Annotated in this window: 16 protein-coding genes and 1 other RNA gene; 4 read left to right on the plus strand and 13 right to left on the minus strand. The window is 69.6% G+C overall.

The window, feature by feature from the left end; all coding sequences use genetic code 11:
• The first annotated feature begins 5 nt into the window (after positions 1-5).
• Entirely contained in the window at positions 6-740 is a 735-nt protein-coding gene (locus ACIHAO_RS36500) for a cache domain-containing protein (RefSeq protein ID WP_396565783.1), read from the plus strand.
• Here ACIHAO_RS36500 and ACIHAO_RS36505 read toward each other — a convergent pair.
• Positions 724-2,193, minus strand: a complete 1,470-nt coding sequence (locus ACIHAO_RS36505; protein ID WP_396565785.1) for a PucR family transcriptional regulator — start codon at positions 2,191-2,193, stop codon at positions 724-726. The genes ACIHAO_RS36500 and ACIHAO_RS36505 overlap by 17 nt on opposite strands.
• Before the next feature lie 109 nt (positions 2,194-2,302).
• On the opposite strand from ACIHAO_RS36505, the gene gabT reads away from it, so the two are divergent.
• Together gabT and ACIHAO_RS36515 are read left to right on the plus strand one after the other, a co-directional pair.
• A complete protein-coding gene (gabT, locus tag ACIHAO_RS36510) occupies positions 2,303-3,634 on the plus strand; it encodes a 4-aminobutyrate--2-oxoglutarate transaminase (protein WP_396565787.1) in 1,332 nt (443 codons plus the stop codon).
• Entirely contained in the window at positions 3,631-5,061 is a 1,431-nt protein-coding gene (locus ACIHAO_RS36515; protein WP_396565789.1) for an aldehyde dehydrogenase family protein, read from the plus strand. The genes gabT and ACIHAO_RS36515 overlap by 4 nt, the downstream gene beginning before the upstream one ends.
• Positions 5,062-5,106: 45 nt before the next feature.
• On the opposite strand, the gene ACIHAO_RS36520 is transcribed toward ACIHAO_RS36515, so the two are convergent.
• Entirely contained in the window at positions 5,107-5,877 is a 771-nt protein-coding gene (locus ACIHAO_RS36520) for a helical backbone metal receptor (protein ID WP_396565791.1), read from the minus strand.
• On the minus strand, positions 5,874-7,283 hold the full coding sequence (locus ACIHAO_RS36525; RefSeq protein ID WP_396565853.1) for an RNB domain-containing ribonuclease: 1,410 nt from the start codon (positions 7,281-7,283) through the stop codon (positions 5,874-5,876). Before ACIHAO_RS36525 ends, ACIHAO_RS36520 begins: the two co-directional genes overlap by 4 nt.
• Positions 7,284-7,417: 134 nt before the next feature.
• Between ACIHAO_RS36525 and ACIHAO_RS36530 the strand changes: the two genes are divergently transcribed.
• Positions 7,418-8,383: an AAA family ATPase gene (locus ACIHAO_RS36530; RefSeq protein ID WP_396565793.1), complete on the plus strand. Its 966-nt coding sequence runs from the start codon at positions 7,418-7,420 to the stop codon at positions 8,381-8,383.
• 566 nt (positions 8,384-8,949) lie between these two features.
• On the opposite strand, the gene ACIHAO_RS36535 is transcribed toward ACIHAO_RS36530, so the two are convergent.
• The 10 genes from ACIHAO_RS36535 to rnpB form a co-directional block, all read right to left on the minus strand.
• Complete coding sequence (locus ACIHAO_RS36535; protein ID WP_076163388.1) at positions 8,950-9,147, minus strand: hypothetical protein; 198 nt, start codon at positions 9,145-9,147, stop codon at positions 8,950-8,952.
• 34 nt (positions 9,148-9,181) lie between these two features.
• On the minus strand, positions 9,182-10,387 hold the full coding sequence (locus ACIHAO_RS36540; protein WP_396565796.1) for a hypothetical protein: 1,206 nt from the start codon (positions 10,385-10,387) through the stop codon (positions 9,182-9,184).
• Between the two features lie 102 nt (positions 10,388-10,489).
• Positions 10,490-11,488, minus strand: coding sequence for a C40 family peptidase (locus ACIHAO_RS36545; RefSeq protein WP_396565798.1), 999 nt, complete (start codon positions 11,486-11,488; stop codon positions 10,490-10,492).
• A 4-nt stretch (positions 11,489-11,492) separates the two neighbouring features.
• Positions 11,493-12,089 (minus strand): hypothetical protein, encoded by a 597-nt coding sequence (locus tag ACIHAO_RS36550; protein WP_396565800.1) that lies wholly within the window; start codon positions 12,087-12,089, stop codon positions 11,493-11,495.
• Positions 12,090-12,092: 3 nt separating this feature from the next.
• Positions 12,093-14,258: a magnesium transporter gene (locus ACIHAO_RS36555; RefSeq protein ID WP_396565802.1), complete on the minus strand. Its 2,166-nt coding sequence runs from the start codon at positions 14,256-14,258 to the stop codon at positions 12,093-12,095.
• Complete coding sequence (locus ACIHAO_RS36560; RefSeq protein ID WP_396565804.1) at positions 14,255-17,215, minus strand: ATP-binding protein; 2,961 nt, start codon at positions 17,213-17,215, stop codon at positions 14,255-14,257. Before ACIHAO_RS36560 ends, ACIHAO_RS36555 begins: the two co-directional genes overlap by 4 nt.
• Before the next feature lie 3 nt (positions 17,216-17,218).
• Positions 17,219-17,695, minus strand: a complete 477-nt coding sequence (locus ACIHAO_RS36565) for a hypothetical protein (protein ID WP_125781103.1) — start codon at positions 17,693-17,695, stop codon at positions 17,219-17,221.
• Between the two features lie 13 nt (positions 17,696-17,708).
• The gene (locus ACIHAO_RS36570) at positions 17,709-17,975 is read right to left on the minus strand and encodes a hypothetical protein (protein WP_007035338.1); all 267 of its coding nucleotides are present in this window, start codon (positions 17,973-17,975) and stop codon (positions 17,709-17,711) included.
• Between the two features lie 443 nt (positions 17,976-18,418).
• Positions 18,419-19,282 carry a hypothetical protein gene (locus ACIHAO_RS36575; protein ID WP_396565807.1) on the minus strand — a complete coding sequence of 288 codons (864 nt, stop codon included), beginning with the start codon at positions 19,280-19,282 and terminating at the stop codon, positions 18,419-18,421.
• Between the two features lie 459 nt (positions 19,283-19,741).
• An RNA gene (gene rnpB / locus ACIHAO_RS36580) (RNase P RNA component class A) lies at positions 19,742-20,140 on the minus strand.
• Positions 20,141-20,152 lie beyond the last annotated feature (12 nt).

The following is a 20,152-nucleotide window of genomic DNA, read 5'->3' on the forward strand; positions in this document are numbered from 1 at the left end:
GCATCGTGAACGACACACCGTCCGCCGGTTCCGAGGTCGTCGAACAGGTATCCGCCCTGGTCGAGGATGTCTTCGGCAGGCTGAAGCCGGTACTGGCCGGCGCCGAAGGGCTCCTGGCCACATCCGCCGGCACCACCGCCGGAGACCTGACCCGCCTCCGGCCGCAGGTCTTCGACGTCCTCGGCGGCCTCGTCGTCGGTGCCGGGTTCATCAGCGCGCCGAACGCACTGGCCGATCAGGAATTCGCCTTCGAATGGTGGACCGAGACCGGCGACGCCGAGCCGGCGCAACTGGTCATCAGCCTCGATCCGGACAGCGAGAACTTCCTGGACTACACCCGGCAGTCGTGGTTCACCGTCCCGCGTGACACCGGCCGCCGCCACATCAACGGCCCGTACGTCGATTATCTCTGCACAGACGAATACACGCTGACCTTCACGGTTCCCGTCCAGCGCGACGGGGAGTTCGCGGGGGTCGTCGGCGCGGACATCTACGTGCGCGAGGTCGAGCGCCTGCTGCAGCCGAAACTGCGCGCGCTCGGCGGCCGCGCGGCGCTGGTCAACGCACAGGGCCGGGTGATCGTGTCGAACAACGCGCGGCAGGCGACCGGTTCCCTGGTGCGCGACGTCGACGTCCCGGCCTGGTGGTCCGCCGGCGCCGAGCCGGCCACGACGGAGAACGGCACACACCTGCGGCGCTGCGGGGACTCGCCGATCGCCCTGGTCAGGTCCGAGCGCTGACCTGCAGCGCGAGCCAGAATTCGGCGCGCACACCGGGCGAATCGAGGTCGCGGCCGGTCAGTTCGGCGACCTTGCGCATGCGGTTGCGCAACGTGTGCCGGTGGACGCCGAGCCGCGCGGACGCCAGATCCCAGTGACCGTGGTGTTCGAGCCAGCAGGTCAGTGAGGCGACCAGCTCGCCCCGGCCGGTTTCGTCATGCTGCCGCAGCGGCGCCAGCAGACTGTCCGAAAACGCTTGCGCCGCTTGGGAATCGACCATCTCCAGGAAACCGCGCCCGGCGTGCTCGGCGAACCGGACCAACGGGGAACGTTCGGCCTTCGCCGCTTCCGCCGCCTGTTTCGCCTGCCGGAGCCCGGCTGTGAAGTCCACTATGGACACCGGCTCGGACAGTCCGGCGTGCAGTCCGCCGATCCGGGAGACCAGCCGGGTGACGGTTTCCGCGTCGCCGAGCGCGACCACGAACGCCCCGGACTCGCCGAAGAACACCGACTCCCCGGACACTTCGGCGTCGAGCGTGTCGGCGAGCGACCGGCGCGCGCCCGCGGGACCGGCGACGGCCAGCACGGACCACGGCGCTTCCGGGACACCACCCCAGAGTGACTTCATCGTGCGCGTGGCGAGTTCGGCGTGCCCGGCGGCGAGCAGGTCGATCGTCCCCGACCTCAGCCGTCGCAGGGCACCGACGTGCTCGCGGTTCTGTTCCAGGGCAAGGGAAAGCAAGGACACCGCGGTGTTGACGATGTGCTGCCCCGCGGCATCGAGCGGCTCGTGGGTGCCGACGGCGAGCACTCCCCGAGCTCGGGTGTCGAGCGTCTGCAGGACGACTTCGTACTCCCCCGCCACCGTCACCAGCGTGCCCGCGCGCAGCCGCGCGAAGTCGTCCTGGAGTTCGTCAGCGAAGGGTCGCGCGGAAGGCGAAGCTTCGGTGACCGCGCCCGAGGAGTCGAGCAGGAGCACCCAGCCGTCGACGAGCTTCGCCAGTTTGCGCACCACGCCACCGGGACCGCCCTTCCCGACGGCCGTCCTGGTCAGCTCCTGCTGCCCCTTGCCGGTACGCACGAGCGAGGCGTACTCGTCGGCGGCGACCGCACGGGAGACCGCCCGCGTGATCGCGATGAACGGCGTCTTCCTCGGCACTTCGAGCACCGGCAGCCCGACCTCTTCCGCGGTGTCCACAAGGGACTGAGGGATGCTGTCGTGGCTGAGGCCGACGCCGAAACCGAGCCCCGCCACGCCGGCGTCGACTAGCCGCCGGACGTATCCGGGCGACGTGGTCTCATCGAGGGCGAGGCCGGTGGTCAGCAGGAGTTCGCCGCCTTCGAGGAAGGCCTGCGGATCGGTCAGTTCGGTGGGGTGGACCCAGCCGATCGGCCGGTCGAGCCCGGCCTCCGCCGCGCGCACCCGCAGGCCGAGCGGGCGTTCGGCCGCCAGTGCGGCGAGGGTCAGTGCCATGTTGTCCAACTCTACGCCTCGATATCGACAAGATGTCGAGCTGACGCGGAGGGGCCGGGCTCTCATTCTGGAGGGCGACCCCGTCCCTCGCGTCCGCAGGAGTCTGGCCGTGACCGTCACCACCGAAACCCAGCGCAGGCTGCGCACCGAGATCCCCGGCCCCGCCTCGCGCGCCCTGCAAGAGCGACGCGCCGCCGTCGTCGCCGCGGGCGTGAGTTCGGTGCTGCCCGTCTACGTCACCTCCGCCGAGGGCGGCCTGCTCACCGACGCCGACGGCAACGTCCTGATCGACTTCGGTTCCGGCATCGCGGTGACCAACGTCGGCCACGCCGCCCCCGCCGTCGTGGACCGCGTCCGCGAGCAGGTCGGCCGGTTCACGCACACGTGTTTCATGGTCACGCCGTACGAGGGTTACGTCGAGGTGTGCGAGGCACTCGACAAGCTGACGCCGGGCACCCACGAGAAGCGTTCGGTGCTGTTCAACTCCGGCGCCGAAGCCGTCGAGAACGCGGTGAAGATCGCCCGCGCCGCGACCGGACGTCAGGCCGTCGTCGTGTTCGACCACGCCTACCACGGCCGTACCAACCTGACGATGGCGCTGACCGCGAAATCCATCCCCTACAAGCACGGATTCGGCCCGTTCGCGCCCGAGGTCTACCGCGTGCCCGGCTCGTACCCGTACCGCGACGGGCTGTCCGGTCCCGAAGCCGCGCGGATCGCCATCGACCGCATCGAGAAGCAGATCGGCGGCGACCAGGTCGCGGCCGTCGTGCTGGAACCGGTGCAGGGTGAAGGCGGCTTCATCGAGCCCGCTCCCGGCTTCTTGCCCGCGCTTTCCCGCTGGTGCACCGAAAACGGCGTCGTGTTCGTCGCGGACGAGGTGCAGACCGGCTTCTGCCGCACCGGCGAGTGGTTCGCGTCCACGCACGAAGACGTCGTCCCCGACCTGATCGCCACCGCCAAGGGCATCGCGGGCGGGCTGCCGCTCGCCGCCGTCACCGGCCGCGCGGAACTGCTCGACGCCGTCCCGCCGGGCGGGCTCGGCGGAACCTACGGCGGCAACCCGATCGCGTGCGCCGCGGCGCTCGGGTCGATCGAGGTCATGCGCCAGGAGAACCTCGCGGCGTCGGCGAAGCGCATCGAGGACACGGTGCTGCCGCGGCTGCGTGCGCTGGCCGAGGAGACCGGCGTGATCGGCGACGTCCGCGGCCGCGGCGCGATGCTGGCCGCCGAGTTCGTGAAGCCGGGCACCACCGACCCCGACGCCGACCTGACCAAGCGGATCGCGCAGGCCTGCCACCAGGCAGGCGTCGTCGTCCTCACCTGCGGCACTTACGGCAACGTCGTCCGCCTGCTGCCGCCACTGTCCCTGTCCACCGAACTGCTCGACGAGGGCCTGTCCGTCCTCGAGCACGCTGTCCGCACGGAGGCTTCCAAGTGACCACATTCCCTTACTGGGTAGCCGGAAAGCCGGTCACCAACGGCGAAACCGTCGTCGTCCGTCACTCCTTCGACGGGAGCGAGGCCGGGTCGCACCACGTTCCGTCCACTTTGGACATCGAGACCGCCGTGCAGGCGGCGCACGACGTCTCCGACGAGTTCGCGACGCTGCCCGCGCATGTCCGGGCGGGCGCGTTGGACCACGTGTCCCGAGTTCTGGGTGAGCGGTCCGAAGAGCTGGCGCAGCTGATCACCGCCGAGTCGGGCAAGCCGCTGAAGTGGGCGCGCGGCGAGGTCGGACGCGCGGCGTCGACGTTCCGCTGGGCCGCCGAGGAGGCCCGCCGGTTCTCCGGGGACCTGCAGCGACTCGACACCGACCCGGGCGGCACCGGACGGCTCGCGCTGGTCCGCCGCGTGCCCAAGGGGCCGGTGCTGGGCATCACGCCGTTCAACTTCCCGCTGAACCTGGTGGCGCACAAGGTCGCGCCGGCGATCGCGGTCGGCGCGCCGATCGTGCTCAAGCCCGCGCCCGCGACCCCGCTGACCGCGTTGCTGCTCGGCGAGATCCTCGCCGAGACCGGCCTGCCCGCCGGGAGCTGGTCGATTCTCCCGGTCAGCAACGAGGAATCGGCCAAGCTGGTTTCGGACCCGCGACTGCCGGTCGTGTCGTTCACCGGTTCCGTGCCGGTGGGCTGGGGCATCCGCGACAGCGTGCCGCGCAAACACGTCGCGCTCGAACTCGGCGGCAACGCGGCGGTGCTCGTCTGTCCTGATTGGACGGATCTGGACTTCGCGGCGCAGCGGATCGCGACGTTCGCGATGTACCAGGCGGGCCAGTCGTGCATCTCGGTGCAGCGCGTGTACGCCCACGCCCACGTTTACGACGAGCTTCGCGCGAAGGTGCTGGAGCAGGTGCGCGCGCTCGGGACCGGCAACCCGCGGACGGACGGCGTGGACGTCGGGCCGCTGATCAACACCGCCGCCGCTTCCCGGGTGGAGTCGTGGATCGCCGCGGCCGTCGACGCCGGTGGCGAGCTGCTGACCGGCGGGAAGCGCGACGGCGCGACCGTCGAGCCGACGGTGCTCGCGAACGTGCCGGAGGACGCGTCGGTGATGGCCGACGAGGTCTTCGGGCCGGTTGTGTCGATCACGCGCGTGGAGTCGGTGGAAGACGGGGTGCGCCGGATCAACGACTCGCGCTTCGGTCTTCAGGCGGGCGTGTTCACGCGTGACCTGCCGACGGCGTTCGACGTGTCCGCGAAGCTGCGTGTCGGCGGCGTGCTCGTCGGCGACGTGCCGAGCTTCCGCGCCGACCAGATGCCCTACGGCGGCGTGAAGGACTCCGGCGTCGGCCGTGAGGGCCCCGCGTCGGCGATGGCGGACTTCACCGAAGAACGCGTCACCGTCCTGACCGGCCTGACCCTCTGATCCCCCTCGCAATTCGGCACCTGGTTGCGATGGTTCGTGCGCGAACTATCGCAACCAGGTGACTAGTTGCGTGAGGTGGGAGTGGGCTTCGACGAGCGAAGGGCCGTACCAGGTCAGGTAGCGCCCGGAGACCAGCACGTGCTTCGCGGCGGGGAACGCTTCGGGGCCGTCGTCCGCGGTGAACTCGTACGGCTCGTCGGGCAGCACGAGCAGGTTCGCGTCTCCGTCCGCGAAGCGCGCTTGGAGCTCGTCGAGCTTCGGACGCGGGTAGCGCTCTTCGTCGTCCGCGTAGACGTTGCCGATCCCGACGCGATGCAGGACGTCGCCGCCGAAGGTGTCCCTGCCGAGCACGATCCACGGCTTCCGCCAGACCGGCACCACCGCCCGGAACCGCTCCGGCAGCGTCTCCCGCCAGATCGCTTCGGCCTCGACCAGCCACTCCGGCTCCGCGAGGTCGTAGGCCTGCGTCAGGATCCGCCGGATCGAGGCGAGCGCACCGGGCACGGTCGCCGACGCCTCCATCACCCAGACCGGAATCCCGTTGGCACGTAAGCGTTCCACGTCTTCCGGCCGGTTCTCCTCGGAGTTGGCCAGCACCAGGTCCGGCTCGAGTTCGAGCACCTTGTCCACGTTCGGGTACTTCGAGCCGCCCACCCTCGGGACGTTCAGATCGACCGGATGGGTGCAGTAATCCGTGGCGCCCGCGAGCCGTCCCGGCGCACTCACCTCGACGGCCTCGGTCAGCGACGGCACGAGCGACACCACCCGCGACGCCGGTTCGCGCAGCGGGACCACTTCGCCGAGATCGTCGATCATGCGCGCTCGAAGGACAGTTTCCGCTTGTCGACGTCCACCGCCGTGAGCCGGACCCGGATCCGCTCGCCTTCGGGCGGCTTCGCGCCCGCGCACTTGCCCATCACCGGCGGATTCTCGATCAGGATCTCCGACTTGGTCTCGTCGGCCCGCAGCACGATCGCGTCGAACTCCTCGCCGATGTGCTCGACCATGACCCACGCCTCGACCTGGTCGATGCAGGCACGTTCGACCTTCGCCGCCAGCGTGTCGGACGCGGTCATCTGCTCCGGCACCTCCGAAAGCGCCGCGCGGACCCATTCGGGCACTTCGCGACCGGCGCTCACGGCGAGGCAGATCTCGGTGGCGAACCGGTCGACCAGCCGCCGGATCGGCGCGGTGACGTGGGCGTACGCGCCGCCGATCCCGGCGTGCGTGGTCAAAGCGGGCAGTTCGCCGTCGAACGCGGTGTACCCGGCGCCGCGCAAAAGCCTTGTGGTGTCGGCGAAAAGTGCCATGGATGCGGGCTGGCCGGGGTCGAGCGCGGCCAGGAACTCCGACACGCTCTTGCCCTCGGGCCAGTCGATGTTCAGCGCCTGCGCGGACCGGCGCAGCCATTCGACCGCTTCGGCGTCGGGCTGGGGCAGCGTGCGCAGGACCCCGATCCCGGCGCCGATCATGATCTTGGCCGCGGCCATCCCGGTGAGCAGCGAAATCTCGGCGTTCCACGCGTCGACGTCGTTGCGCGGCCGCTGGATCAGCGCCCAGCCGCCGTCGGGATCGCCGCTGATCTCCTGCTCCGGCAACTGCAGCTCGACCGCGCCGCGCCGGATCGCGAGCTCGCGGCGAAGGCGGCCCAGCTCCGGCAACGCGGCGACCGACGGATGCGGTTCGCCCGCGTCGATCGAAGCCTGGACGGTCTCGTAGTCGAACTGTTCGGTGGACCGGACCAGCGCCCGGCGGACGTTGGTCGCCGTCGGCTCGCCGCCCGCGTCGACGTCGATGGTCCACAGCACCGCCGGCCGGGTCTCCCCCGGCAGCAGGCTCGCCGCGCCCTCGGACAGCACCGGCGGGTGCAGCGGGACGTTCCCGTCGGGCAGGTAGAGCGTCTGCCCGCGACGGCGCGCCTCCTTGTCGAGCGCGCCACCCGGCGGGATGAACGCGGCCAGATCGGCGATCGCGTAGTGGACACGGAACCCGCCGCCCTCGGCGCGCTCGATCAGCACCGCCTGGTCGAGATCCTTCGAACCGGGCGGATCGATGGTGACGAAGGGCAGACCGGTGGCGTCCTCGCGTTCCCCCGCCGACTCGAGCGGGTCGACGACCGCCGCCTCCGCCTCGGCGAGCACGTCGGGCCCGAACGACTCCGGCAGCGAAAACTCGGCTCGAAGGTGACCGAAGTCCCCTCCTGCCGCGTGTGTCCTGATCACGAGTGGAGGCACCACCCAACCCTATCCCGATCCGGCGCCGTTGATCGCCCGTTCGGGTGCGGGCCGGTCGGGTGTACGTTACGGGCCGAAATGAAAACCGATACCCTTTTCAAAACGACAGGAAGGTCCGTGGCGTGAAGATCGCGTTCGTCGGGAAGGGCGGCAGCGGGAAGACCACGCTGGCGTCACTGTTCACCGCGTACCTGGCCGGCGGCGGGAAACCGGTACTGGCGATCGACGCGGACATCAACCAGCACCTCGCCGTCGCGCTCGGCGCGAGCGAGGAAGAGGCCATCGCGTGGCCGACGCTGGGCGACAACATGGGCCTGATCAAGGAATACCTGCGCGGCGACAACCCGCGGATCGCCGACGCGGCCTCGATGATCAAGACGACCCCGCCGGGACGCGGGTCACGGCTGGTCCGGCCGTTCGAAGACAACCCGATCTTCCAAGCGTGCTTCCGCGAGTTCGGTGGGGTGCGGCTCGGCGTCACCGGGCAGTTCGACGAGGACGACCTCGGCGTCGCGTGCTACCACTCGAAGGTCGGCGCGGCGGAACTGCTGCTGAACCACATGATCGACGACGCGGGCGAATACGTGGTCATGGACATGACCGCCGGCGCCGACGCGTTCGCGTCCGGCCTGTTCACCCGGTTCGACGTGACGTTCCTGGTGTGCGAACCGACCGTGCGCAGCGTCGGCGTGTACCGGCAATACGCCGACTACGCGCGCGACTTCGGCGTGCGGCTGGTCGTCGTGGGCAACAAGGTCACCGAAGACGAGGACATCGAGTTCCTGCGCGAAGAGGTCGGCGACGCCCTGCTGGGCTGGATGGAGAACTCGCGGCACGTCCGCGCCGCCGAACGCGGCCGCGCACGCCCCATCGGCGAACTCGAGCCGCACAACCTCGCGACGCTGGACTCGATGCTCGCGACCGTCGACGGCGAGCAACGCGACTGGGCGCGCTACCAGCGGCAAGGCGTCGAGTTCCACCTCCGCAACGCGCGGGCGTGGGGCAGCGGGCGGGCCGGGGAAGACCTCACAGCGCAGGTGGACCCGGAGTTCGTGCTGGGCCCGGCTTTGGCGCGGCAAGACGCCTGACCTGCTGGTTTAGCGGCGGAGGGAGCAAGGGACCTTTGCTATCGCTTGGTTGCATACGCTAAGCGACGCTAGCAAAGGTCCCTTGCTCTCCCGCCTGATCACGGGCGCGGGCGAGTGGCCGACGATGAAGGATTCGGGACGTTGAGTGTCCCGAATCCTTCATCGTCGGCGACCGGTCTTGGTGCACGAGCGAGTGTGGAGGACGGTTCGAACCGTCCTAACCACTCACGAGGGCTTGACCGGCTCGACACCTGTGACCTTGCCTTCGCGAAGTACATGAAGGCCCCCTTCCTTGCGCCTGGCGCAAGGAAGGGGCCTTCATGTACTGGGGAAGACATGAAGGTCGAGTTTCCTCGGTTGAGCCGAGGGAAGGGGGCCTTCACGCGCGGGCGCTGTGACCACTGGTACTCGTGGGACGAACGTGGCGATTACCGAGTCCGTGAAGGCCTCCTTGAGGGACCCAGAGTCCCTCAAGGAGGCCTTCACGGACCGGGCCTGGCACCAACCGCGGCCGGAACCCTCGTAGGTACCTGAGACACCCTTGTTCTAACCGTTCTAGCCGAGGATCAGTCACCGTTCCATTTGGCGTCCTCGGCGTCGGCCTGCCGCGTGCGTTCCTTGGCGATGTCCAGGGCGCGCCGGGCCGTCGCCTCGTCCGGGTACGGGCCCAGGAGGTCGACGCTCCGGCCTCGTTCCAGGTGCTCGACCTGGTTCGTCTTGGTGTTGAAGTACCAGCCCTGATCCGGGTTCGGGTCGCTCGACATACGACAAGCGTGACATCACCCGGACGTCCTGTCATCACTTGCGATAGCGGTACGGGATCTCCGTCGGATCACCGGTCGGGCCGAACTCGGCGCCCTCTGGCTGGTCCACCTTCGAGCTTTCCGGCGCGTTCTCGGCGAGCTCGTCGAACCAGCCACGGTTCATCGGGACGCCGCGCGGCGGGGTCGCGGGTTCCGGCGGAGGCGAAGCGGGCTGCGATAGAGGTGGGGCGATCGCGGACGACGGCGGAGTCGTGACGGGCGGCTCCGGTTCGGCTTGGGACGGCGCGGCGGACTGCGCTTCCGGAGTGGCCGGAGGCGCGGTCATCGGCGGAGGCGGAGGCGGAGGCGGAGTCTGGTTGGTCGCCGGAGACTGCATCCGAGTGGGCTGAGGCAGAGCCGGAGGCGAGGCAGGCGGGGATGCCTGAGGCCCACCGGGCGCAGAGGGCTGAGCCGGCGCCGGAGGTACCGCTTGGCCGCCCGGCAGCGGCGACCCCCCGGACGGAGCAGGCGATCCGCCAGACTGCGCAGGCGGCCCACCAGCCGAAGCAGGCGGAGCGGCCGAAGCAGGCGGAGCAGGCGGCACAGACCCGCCCAGCGGCGCGGAAGGCCCACCGGACGGAGGAGCAGGAGGGGCGGGAGGCACGGACGGGGTGACCGTGCGCCACACCGGCGCGGGTCCGATGTTCATCGGCGCCGGGGCGCGCGGCGGTTGCCCGGTCGCGGGCGGCGCGGCCTGCGAAGGCGGCGGAGGCGCCTGGCGTTGTGCGGGCTTCGGGATCGGGTCGAGGCACGAGACGAGCACCGTGGTGTTCGCCGGGTCTTCGATCTTCCGGCCGCTGCGCTCGCGGTAGATCATCTCGCCTTCGGTGTCCATCTCGACCAGGTAGCCGGCCTCCGCCAGCTGTTCCTCGTCGAGGTCGACGAGCTTTTCGTAGCGCGACGGGACGACACGGTAGATCGGCCAGGCGAGGCGGGCGTTCTCGTGATGGAACTGGGCCAGCAGGGCGGCCATCTGCTGTTGCCAGGGCAGAGACATCCCCTCGGCCAGCGAACGCGGCAACACGACGTAACCGGGGTCGACGCCCGGCCAGCCTTGGTTCAGCTGGTCGGCCAACGGTGTGCTCGACGCCGGCCGGGCGGCGTGCCGCGCGGGCTGGGCGGTACCGAAAAGATCGCGGGGATCGACCTCCGGGCCGTTGGCCGCCGCGGGCTTGCCTCGCCTTCCGAATTTCCGTGCCACGTTCTTCATCCTCTGCCAGTGTGCGGCCGCTTGCCGGTGGACAGGCCGCCACTTCGGGTGAATCCGATGGTCTCGCGATCGCGATACCACGCTTTCACCATGCTAAACGCCAGGACGGACCGCCTGCGCGACCACTTCGGCCTCGTCGAAGGAGAAGTCCCGGATGTGCACCGGCACCCCGGTCTGCTGCGCCTCGACGATCTTGCCGTCGCCCAGGTACATCATCACGTGGTGGATGGTCGCCGGATTCGACGGCACGGTGGCGAGGAACAGCAGGTCGCCCGGCTGCGCCTGGCGGACCGGCAGCATCGCGCCGCCCTTGTACTGGTCCCGCGAAACACGCGGGATGATGATCCCGGCCGACTCGTACGCCCGCAGCATCAACCCGGAACAGTCGTAGCTGTTCGGCCCGGTGGCGCCCCAGACGTACGGCTTGCCCTGTTCGGCGAGCGCGAACTTGATGGCCTGCGCGGCGGCCTGGCTCGGCGGAACCACGCTGCCGACGCTCGAACCGCAGCCGACGACGTCGACGATCTGGCCCTCGTTCTGCACGAGGAGGGCCGCCATCGGCTCCCAGTTGTGGTACCGGTCGGGGAAGCCGGACCGCTCCACCCGCTGCGCGGCGTCACCGGGACGCATGTTCTCCCAGTCCGGCACCGCGAGCAGCACGTCGTAGAACTTGTTGACCTGGTAGGGCGGGTCGGTGACCTGCGCGACGGTGCCCCAGCCCATCGACGGCCGCATCTGGAAGATGCCGAGCGAGTCGCGGTCGCCGTAGGTCAGGTTGCGCAGCTTCGACTCGGTCATCCCGGCCTGGATCGCCACCTGCCACGCCCGCGGGGACAGCGTCCGCTGCTTGCCGATCGAGATGATCAGCGCGACGATCCCCTTCTGTTCTTCGTCGAGTTTGTTCACGTCCGAAGAACCGCGGTCGGCCTGCCCCGGCAGGGTCGGCCCGATCGACGCGTCACAAGAGGTCTTGACGACGCCGCCCGCCTGGGCCTCCATGTGGTCGGTCACCACCTCGGTGACCTTGCTCGTGGTGACCACCGCGGCGAAGACCGCGGCGATCAGCACGCCGACGATGATCCCGATCTTCATCGGGTCAGCCCGCTTGCGTGAACTTGGTGACTCGCCACCCCGGGTTCGTCTTGACGACGGTGACCCGGACCTTGGGCCCGTCCGTCGGGACGTCGACCTCCATCGATCCGGCGAGCGAGGACGCGACCTGCGGCTCCCCGGAGACCCTGGTCGCGGTGATGTTCGCGGGCTCCACCGTGGTCAGTTCCCCGGCCAGGTATTCCTCGGTGGTGTACGGCTTCAGTCCGTTCAGCCACTGCTCGGTCGTCGTGCCGTCTGGATGGTTCGCCCATGCCGTCACCCACTCCTTGGCTACCCGGACCCCGTCCTGGTCGACCGGCGCGGAAGACGGCGGCGGCTGGGTGGTGATCCTCGGCGGCAGCGTCGACGTCACGGTCACCGGCGCCGCGACGCCCGGACGCGAGGTACTGGTCGCCGACGAACCCGGCCTGCCTGCCGTCTGCCCTGGTTTGTCGATGGCCTTGGGCAGCAGGATGCCCACGGCGGTGAGCACCACCGCGAGGATCACCAGCGTGCCGATGAGGTGGCGGGGCGAGCGCAGCGGCCAGCCCCACAGTCTGCGGTAGACCGCGGTGCGCCCGCGGTTGGTCCGGATCGGCATGGGTCACCGACCCACTGCGTGGTCTGTGTCGCGGACTTCCTCGCGGACCTCGAGCCCGCGCGAAGGGCGGTACAGCACGTAAACCGGCTTGCCCGCGACGACTTCCGGGTCGACGCGGCGCGGACGCGGTGTCGACGGTCCCGGTTGCACCGGCACGGCGCCAGAGTGGTCGGGCGTGGTGTAGCCGCCGCCCGCGGTGTTCATCCGCGACGGCACCACGACCGGCTCCGGTTCGTCGCTCCAGCGCCGGTCGGCGACCGGCGAGGTGTCGACCCGGCGGCTCGGTACCTGGATGGGGCTCCGCCCGCCCGAGGTGAACATGGAGTCGCCCGGATTGCCCGCGGACGGGTTGTACTGGCCGAACACCGGAATACCGCCGCCACCACCGGTGGGAAGCGCGGCCGTGCCGCCACCGCCGCCGACGGCGCCGGGCCACGGCGCTCCCGACCAGGCCGCGGCGGGCCGGATCGCGCCGGAGCCGTTGTCGAGCCGCTGGGAGCTGGCGAAGATCGTCGCTTCGGGCCGGAACCGGCCGCCGCCGACCGTCGCGCCCACGGGACCGCGGAGGTCGCCGTCGACCACATCGTCGGTGTCGCGGACGTTCTGCCAGAACGCGTCCTGCGGGGTCGGTTCGTTGTTCTTCTTGCGGAAGCGGGAAAAGAGGCCGCCGCGGGGCGAGGGCACCGCGCCGCCGACCATGCCGACGGACATCTCGACCATCTGCCACAACCGCCGCACGGGGCGGCCGATCATGAACAGCAACACGGTGATGATGCCCGCGAGCGCCATCTTCGTCAGCAGGGAAAGCGAGTTCCCCGCGGTGAAGATCGCCTCGAGCAGAAGCGTGTGCACGCCCGCCAGCACGGAAAGCACCATGAGGTTGAAGGCGACCGCGCCGACGACCTTGAGAATGCGCTGCATGATCTGCGGCTGGAGCAGCGCGATCAGCCCGATCAGCGGGGCCGTCAGGACGAAGATCCTGATCAGCACCTGCGCGAGCAGCACCGTGGCCTTGGCCAGCAACTGGAACAGCGAGTAGAAGATGCCCTGGCCGAGGGAAAGGAAACCGGCGCCGACACGGCTGCCGTCCTCACCCGTGAAATAGCCCGTCGCCGGGCCGAGTTTGGTGGAGATGTCCTTGAACGCCGCCTTCTTGGAGTCGACCAGCGCGGCGTCGGCGTCGCCGCCCTGCTGGATCTGGCCCCAGGTGAAGGCACGCGCGTCCAAGAGGGCCGGGCCGTACTGGATGGCCTGCGGCGAATCCGGGCTGCCGAACTCCCCGCGGAGCCAGTTGTCGTAGACGACCCGGCAGTGCAGTTCGGTCGGGACCCGGTCCCACGGCTGACGGGCGGCGACGGCCTCCGGGGTCGCCTGACACGGTTGCGCCGAGGGCGGTGGTGCCTGGGTCGGCGGCGGCGTCTTGGGCTCGTCGATGAAGCCGGCCTGGATGTTGGTTGTGGTCTGCACGATCGCGTTGTCGATCGGATCGAGGAAACGCAGCAGTGCCAACGAAGACGCGGCCAGCCAGACCGCGGCGAGCCCGTACAGGGCCCGTTTGCTGACCGCCGCGAGATCGCCGCGCCAGATGTTGCGGAACAACATGATCGACATGATCAGCGCGGCGAGGCCGAACAACTGGGCGTAGATGTTGTTGTAGACCTTCTCCGCCCCGGCCTTGACGGCGTTGTACAGCGGGCTGAGCAGGCTGCCCTGCAAGACGGTGTAGTGCAGCGAGTTCGTGGCACCGACGATGTTCTTGCCGATGTTGAACAGCTGGTTGCCCGCCCAGGTGTCGATCGTCGAGTTCGGCGAGGTGATCCCGGCCAGCGGGCCGCAGTCGGTTTCGAACGTGTCCCAGACGTGCCCCGCGTACCCGTAGACGTTGTACGGGCTGCCGCCTTCACCGCGTGCTGTCGCGGGCGGGTCGAGCGCGCCGACCATGCCGGCGCCGGGCCGTTCCGGGTTCGGTGCCTCACCACAGGCGGCGGCCGAAGCCGCCGGAGCGGTCGCCACGGCCTGGAGGCCCAGGATCACCATGACGACGAACATCGTCGCGCGACGGCTGGGTCTGGTCTTGCCGGGCCGCGGCCCCTCTTTGAGGCGGCGGCGCAGCGCGTGCCAGCCGGCGGCGAACGCGAGCACGCACGCCAGCGTGATCACCGTGTTCATGCGGCATCCCTGCCGGTGCCGCCCTTGCCGGCGCGCGCGTGCTGCTCGCCCTGGCTCCCGTTCCCGTTATGTCCATTTTGGACCGCGCCTTGCACTTCCCCGGTCTCGGCCGCCAACGGGTCCGGGGCGCCGAGCAGTTGCTCCTCGGTCAGCCCGACCTCGAGTTCGGCCGCGAGTTCGAGATCCTCTTCGAGCTCGAAGTCGTCTTCCTCCGGCGGCGAAGCGACGAACTGCTTCTCCTGCGGGACGGCGAGTTCGTTGCCCGGCCGCGACGGTTTGGCGTCGGGCGAACCCGGCGTGGTGTCCATGACCCGGCGCAGGTGCTCCAGGTGCGGGCCGGAGAAGTCGACGCGGATCCGCTCCACGCCGCCGGCGCCGTCACCGAAGATGAACTGCCGGGGCTCGACGTCCCGCTGGAGATCGCGGGACGAGCCGGGACGGCGGCCCAGCGCCGCGACGACCTGCTCGTAGCCGACGCCGACCGGGACCTTCAGCAGGCGCAGCGCGTCGGCCTGGGCGTCGTCGTCGTCGAGACGCCCGACGAACACCGAGTCCAGCAGCGCCACGAAACCCTGGATCTTCAGGAAGTCCGCGGGGATCTGCGAGGACAGCAGCACGCGGACGTTCCACTTACGCGAGTCACGTGCGAAGCGGTTCATCAGCACGCGACCGGTCGGGACCTCGGACAGGAAGAACGCCTCGTCGATCCAGACGCCCTTGCGCAGCTCCTTCGGCTTCTCGTACACCGACCGCTGCGTCAGCCACGCGGCGAGGTTCAGCATCTCGACGCCGAGCGATTCCGCGTCCGTCCAGTACTCGCGCGGGACGCCGTCCTTGGGCAGGGTCAGGCCCGCCATGGTCAGCACGGTCATCCGGTCGTCGCGGGTCTCGGCGTACGGGTCCGCGTCGGTCTCCGGGATGAGCAGCGCCATCCGCTCGCGCATCTCGTCGAGGAAGTCCGCGACGACGACGGCGTGCTCGTGGTGCTCGCTGGAGTCCCGGCGCAGCGCGTCGATGACCTGGCCGGGGTCGGCTTCGAACCGGCCACCGACCGCGCGGACGGCGCGCAGCAACACGATCCGGGTCTGCGCCATCCGCGAGACCTCGTACGGCAGGACACCGGTGAGGACATCGAGCACCAGACGGCGGCGCGTCGCACCCGCGAGGGCCTTCTCCCGCCGCCACGAACGCTCGGGGTCTTCCTCGTCCATGAAGTGCTCGATCTGCGGCTCGGCGACCACCCGGTACGGGTTGAGGATGCCGGGCTGCGCGTTGAGCAGGTTGATGTTCCGCGCGTACGGCCGCAGTTCGGGCAGATCGCACAGGCGCGACAGCGGGCCCGACGGGTCGAGGATCGTCCAGTGCGCGCCCGCGCGGAGCGTCTTGTAGACGATGCCGCCGCCGAGGAACGACTTACCGCCACCGAGACCGGCGACCATCGCGGTCAGACCGGAGCCGTCGCGGATCTCCTGCGCCATCCACGGGTCCCAGGCCACCGGGCGCCGCGTCGCGGTCACCGTCTCGCCGAGCAGGATGCCGCGGCGGTCGCCCACCTCGGCCGTCGCAGTCGGCACCGACGACGCCGCCCACACGACCGAACCGCGCCGCATGTACGCCGCCGAAGCCAGCGGCTCACCGGGGATGAACTCCCTGGCCAGCGCGTACTGGGCTTCGGGATGCTCGACGGCGATCTTCGGCTTGTAGAGGTCGAGGAGCTGCTGGGCCAGGCGCAGCGCGTCCCGCTCCGTCGGCCCGGACACCGCCAGCCGCCACCACGAACGCACCCGGGTGGCCAGCGCGGTGAAGCCCGACGTCATCTCGTCGTCGATCTCCAGCACCCGGCCCGCCTGGCGCGCCAGCGACTGCGGCGGCTCCAGCTCGTGCTCGTCGGTGTAGTGCTTGACCTGCGAACGCACCTTGTTCATCTGGCGCTGCAGCTCACCGGCGACCTCTTCGGGCCGCCGGACGTAGATCCGCGCGGACACCTCGACCGCGGCGGGCAGCCGGTCCGCGTGCTGGATCCACGGGTCGTCGACCTCGGGGATCTGGAGACCGTGCATCTGGCCGACGGTGAGGACGGCGAGATGCCGCGAGACCCCGGCGTTCGACCCGGTGCGGCCGCGGACGGTGACCGTCGGCGCGTACGGCTCGGCGTGGAAATCCGCCGCGTCGGTGAAGCTGGCGAGATCCTCGGGCTCCCAGGCGGCGCCGGGGACCGCGGGCATGTTGCGCGGCGCGGGCAGGCCCAGCGAGCACGAGCGGTGCATCAGCCAGGACATCTCCTCGGCGTGCACCGGACGGCCTTCGAGCCCGGCGGAGCCGATCACCTGGTCGAGGTGCTCGACCTCGGAATCGAGCGCGGCCAGCTCGGCGTCGACGGCCTCGGGCAGGATCTTGCGCAGCACCGGGGCGGCGCTCTCGACCGCGCGGTCGATCATCCGCCTGGTCTGCACCTGGACGCCGAGATAGACCTCTTTTTCCGCCATCGAACGGCCCATCAGCTGCTGCTGCTCGCCGATGAGGTAGTCGTCGAAGGACAACGCGCCCTGCACGTCCTGGGGACGGCCGACGGCGTTGTGCACGTGGGCTTCGGCCCACATGCGGATCGGGTACGGCCGGTTGGTCACACGCAGGTGCAGCCAGCGGCCCTGAAGCTCCGCGTACTGCCCGGCGATGGCCGCGATCAGGTCGCGGCGCTGCGAATCCGACCGGAACGACCAGCGCTGCGGCGCGAGCCGATACCAGGCGTAGACCTCATAACCGGTGCGTAACAGGTGCCCGTCGATGCTTCGCGCCGCGATCGACGGGGTATAGGTGGGGATGGCCGCCTCGCCGGGCAGCCGCCTTCCCTTGCCGGCCTTCTTGGGCTGCGCGGAGCGGACCTGCTGGGGCGGGTTCCAGGCCCCTTGCTGCAGATCTCGATCACGTTTTCCTCGGCTTCCGCCGCGACCGAACAACGACTACCTCCCGGCCCGAGCCGCAGGGCGGCTCCGACGCGCTCGTGGTGTTCCCTGAGCTCCGGCGCCGCCGCCGTAGCCGTGCTGCTGGTACTGCCGTCTCCTGCGCTGCTTCGGTAGCGGGCGGGTCGCCCGTACCCGGACGCGGGACGCACTGGCGGCGCCCCCCGTGCCCGTGGTCCGTTCTCTAGGGGTGTTGAGCTCTTTCGCCGCCATCCCGGCCACGGCGCCGAGTGGGCGCTCGTGACTGATCTTGGACGTGATCAATCTGGTGATCACAATTGTGGCGACGAAGGCCCAGGCGGTCGAGAAGAACCCGAAGCTCCAGCCCGCCCACCGTTCGACGGTGAGCACGAGCAGGAAGACCGGGATACCGACGAGCCACGCGACGTAGCGGGCTCTCCAGGGAAAAGTCGCTTTCGGCGGGCCGAGCCACACGGCATCGACCCGGTAAACCTCGTCATCGGTGCGGATACGCAACGCGAGCCCTGCCTCAGCCCGTGAAGAGGCCGGCGATCCACTGGCCCACGTTGACTCCGGCACCGCTCACCGCGAGGCCGATGATCGCCAGCGCGATCACCACACCGGCGAGTCGGCGCATGACACCGGCGTTGTCTCCCTTGCCACCGCCCAGCCACAGCAGGAGGAGCGCGACGGCCAGCAGCACCAGGGGGATGATGTTGTCGATCAGCCAGGTGCGGACGTTGCCGGTGCCGAGCTCGCCGGCGGCCAGCGTGTCGAGGGTGGTCATGGTCATCATCGCATTACTCCCGGTGCGCGGAGAGGGGGTTCGCGCGGTTCTGGCTCGGTGGTGCTTCGAACATCATGGCGTCACGAGGCGTAGTGGTCAAAGCGCGCTCTGTAGATATCGATTTATCCACTGATCACAGAGCGAGGCACAGCACCACGACCATCCTCGGTCTCCATCATCGTTGCAAGGGTCGTCTGGTTTAACCCCGGCCACCCGTATTTCGCAGTGTGCTGACGGCCTCACTCGGTTGCGAGGCATCTTGCTCACTGTGAGTACGGGTCGGTCGCGGAGAATCGGGCCTCGACCAGTGTGACATGACTCGTTCGGTGGCTTCTCCCGAGTCCGCTGGGTGAGCACGCATTCGACAAAAATCATGAGTGACGATCAAGCGAAAGTCACACGTCCGTTACCCAAAGCGAAAACAGGGCGGGCATTTTCACTACATAGCGTAATTATCTGCCGGTAGAGAACACATTCGCGGGAAAAGCCCCGGCTTCGACGGCCTTGCGGCTCAAAGGCCCGCACAGCTCGTGAAGACGCTTGGTCTTCTCCTCGCCGAGATGCTCCCAAGGCCCCGCCGACGCCGCGTTCGTCGCGACTTCGAGCCGCTCGCGAAGATCGTTCCCGGCCTCGGTCAGACCGCCCTCGGCGTCCAGGATGCCCTGCTCGCGGAGCTTGGCGGCCGCGCCGTCCCACTGCTCGTCGGTCCAGCCGCGGGACGCCTTGGCGGCGGCGGGCAGGAAACCCTTGCCGGTGGCGGTGTGCGTGACGAGGGCGGCGAGCCCGTCGAGACCGTTGACGACCAGCGCGGCGATGTGGCCGTCACCGCGATGCTCACGCAACAGGGTGATGGCGTGCCAGAGCACGAGATGCGGCTCGCCGGGCCAGTCGAGACCCGCGTGCCCGGCGTACAGCGGCCTGCCGTCGAGCTGGCAGCCCCCGGTCGCCTCGCGAGCCAGCTCGGCCGCCTCGGCGACCTCTTCGGAACCGAGAGTCTCCTTGCCGAGCAGCCTGGTCAACGCCGCGTCGACGGCCTCGAAGCGGGCCTCGATGATCCTGTCCGGGCCGGCCAGCGTCCACGCGCGCGGGATGTAGCGGGCGACCAGTTCGGGATTGAAGTTGTGGAAAGTGGCCGCGACCACGGCGGCACTCACCGCGCCCATGGGCGCCGCGCGGCCCGCGAAATAGGTCATGCGCCCCGGCCGGAGGCCCGCGTCGGTGAGCGCGGCTTCCGTCTCGGGAGCGAAGTAGGTAAGGGAATGCAATACATCGAACGTCCCGCGGAACCGTCCCGTGACCCGACTCGCTTCGCCCATGAGGGAAGCCTACCGGCAAGTAGGCGTGAGGCGCAGCGTCCGAAGGGCTGCGGCGGGGTTGGGGTGGGAGCAAGGGACCATTGCTATCACTTCGCAGGTGGGGCGGGTCGGGGTGGGGGGGGGGGGGGGGGGGGGGGGGGCGCCGAGAGCACCACCCCAACAACCACCAACCCCAACCACCTCGCCTCACTGCTCACCGCGGCCGGAAGTCCGTGAAGGGCCCCTTCCCTACCTTGAGGGTAGGTAAGGGGGCCTTCACGGACTTTCCTACTCATCCCAGGCCTGACTGAAGTCCGTGAAGGACTCCTTGAGGGACTCTGGGTCCCTCAAGGAGTCCTTCACGGACTTCGCGGCCAGGTTCCAGTGTCAGGAAAGGGTCGTTCAGGACGAAAAACGTCCTGAACGACCCTTTCCTGACATCCCAGCACAGCCCAGCGCGGGGCCCAAGAAAAAGAAGTACGGACGAGCCGGCGTGTAAGCCGGATCCTGTCCTCGCCTCGCCTTGCGGCTGAGCGAGTGGCGGCCATCCATCTAGGCCCGCCGTCGCCGACGGGCTCGAGCGGCCTACCCGCAGGCTCGGGCGGGCAGCCCTCGATCGCCTGCGCAGGAGCCTCGCGGCTCCCTCTTGACCTTGCTCCGGGTGGGGTTTACCTAGCCGTCCTGGTCACCCAGGACGCTGGTGGTCTCTTACACCACCGTTTCACCCTTACCTCCGCCCGCGAAGCGCACGGAGGCGGTCTGTTTTCTGTGGCACTGTCCCGCGGGTCGCCCCGGGTTGCCGTTAACAACCACCCTGCCCTGTGGAGTCCGGACTTTCCTCGAACCGGTCTCCCGGCTCGCGGCCGCCCCGCCGACTCGTCCGTCGGCGAA

The sequence above is a fragment of the Amycolatopsis sp. NPDC052450 genome, from assembly GCF_044547565.1.
GTDB lineage: Bacteria > Actinomycetota > Actinomycetes > Mycobacteriales > Pseudonocardiaceae > Amycolatopsis.

Bases quoted from the DNA above. Each gene is read 5' to 3' on its own strand.
- ACIHAO_RS36505 (WP_396565785.1), bottom strand. From the start codon at position 2,193: ATGGCACTGACCCTCGCCGCACTGGCGGCCGAACGCCCGCTCGGCCTG.
- ACIHAO_RS36520 (WP_396565791.1), bottom strand. From the start codon at position 5,877: ATGATCGACGATCTCGGCGAAGTGGTCCCGCTGCGCGAACCGGCGTCG.
- ACIHAO_RS36535 (WP_076163388.1), bottom strand. From the start codon at position 9,147: ATGTCGAGCGACCCGAACCCGGATCAGGGCTGGTACTTCAACACCAAG.
- ACIHAO_RS36545 (WP_396565798.1), bottom strand. From the start codon at position 11,488: ATGAAGATCGGGATCATCGTCGGCGTGCTGATCGCCGCGGTCTTCGCC.
- ACIHAO_RS36550 (WP_396565800.1), bottom strand. From the start codon at position 12,089: ATGCCGATCCGGACCAACCGCGGGCGCACCGCGGTCTACCGCAGACTG.
- ACIHAO_RS36555 (WP_396565802.1), bottom strand. From the start codon at position 14,258: ATGAACACGGTGATCACGCTGGCGTGCGTGCTCGCGTTCGCCGCCGGC.
- ACIHAO_RS36570 (WP_007035338.1), bottom strand. From the start codon at position 17,975: ATGATGACCATGACCACCCTCGACACGCTGGCCGCCGGCGAGCTCGGC.
- ACIHAO_RS36575 (WP_396565807.1), bottom strand. From the start codon at position 19,282: ATGGGCGAAGCGAGTCGGGTCACGGGACGGTTCCGCGGGACGTTCGAT.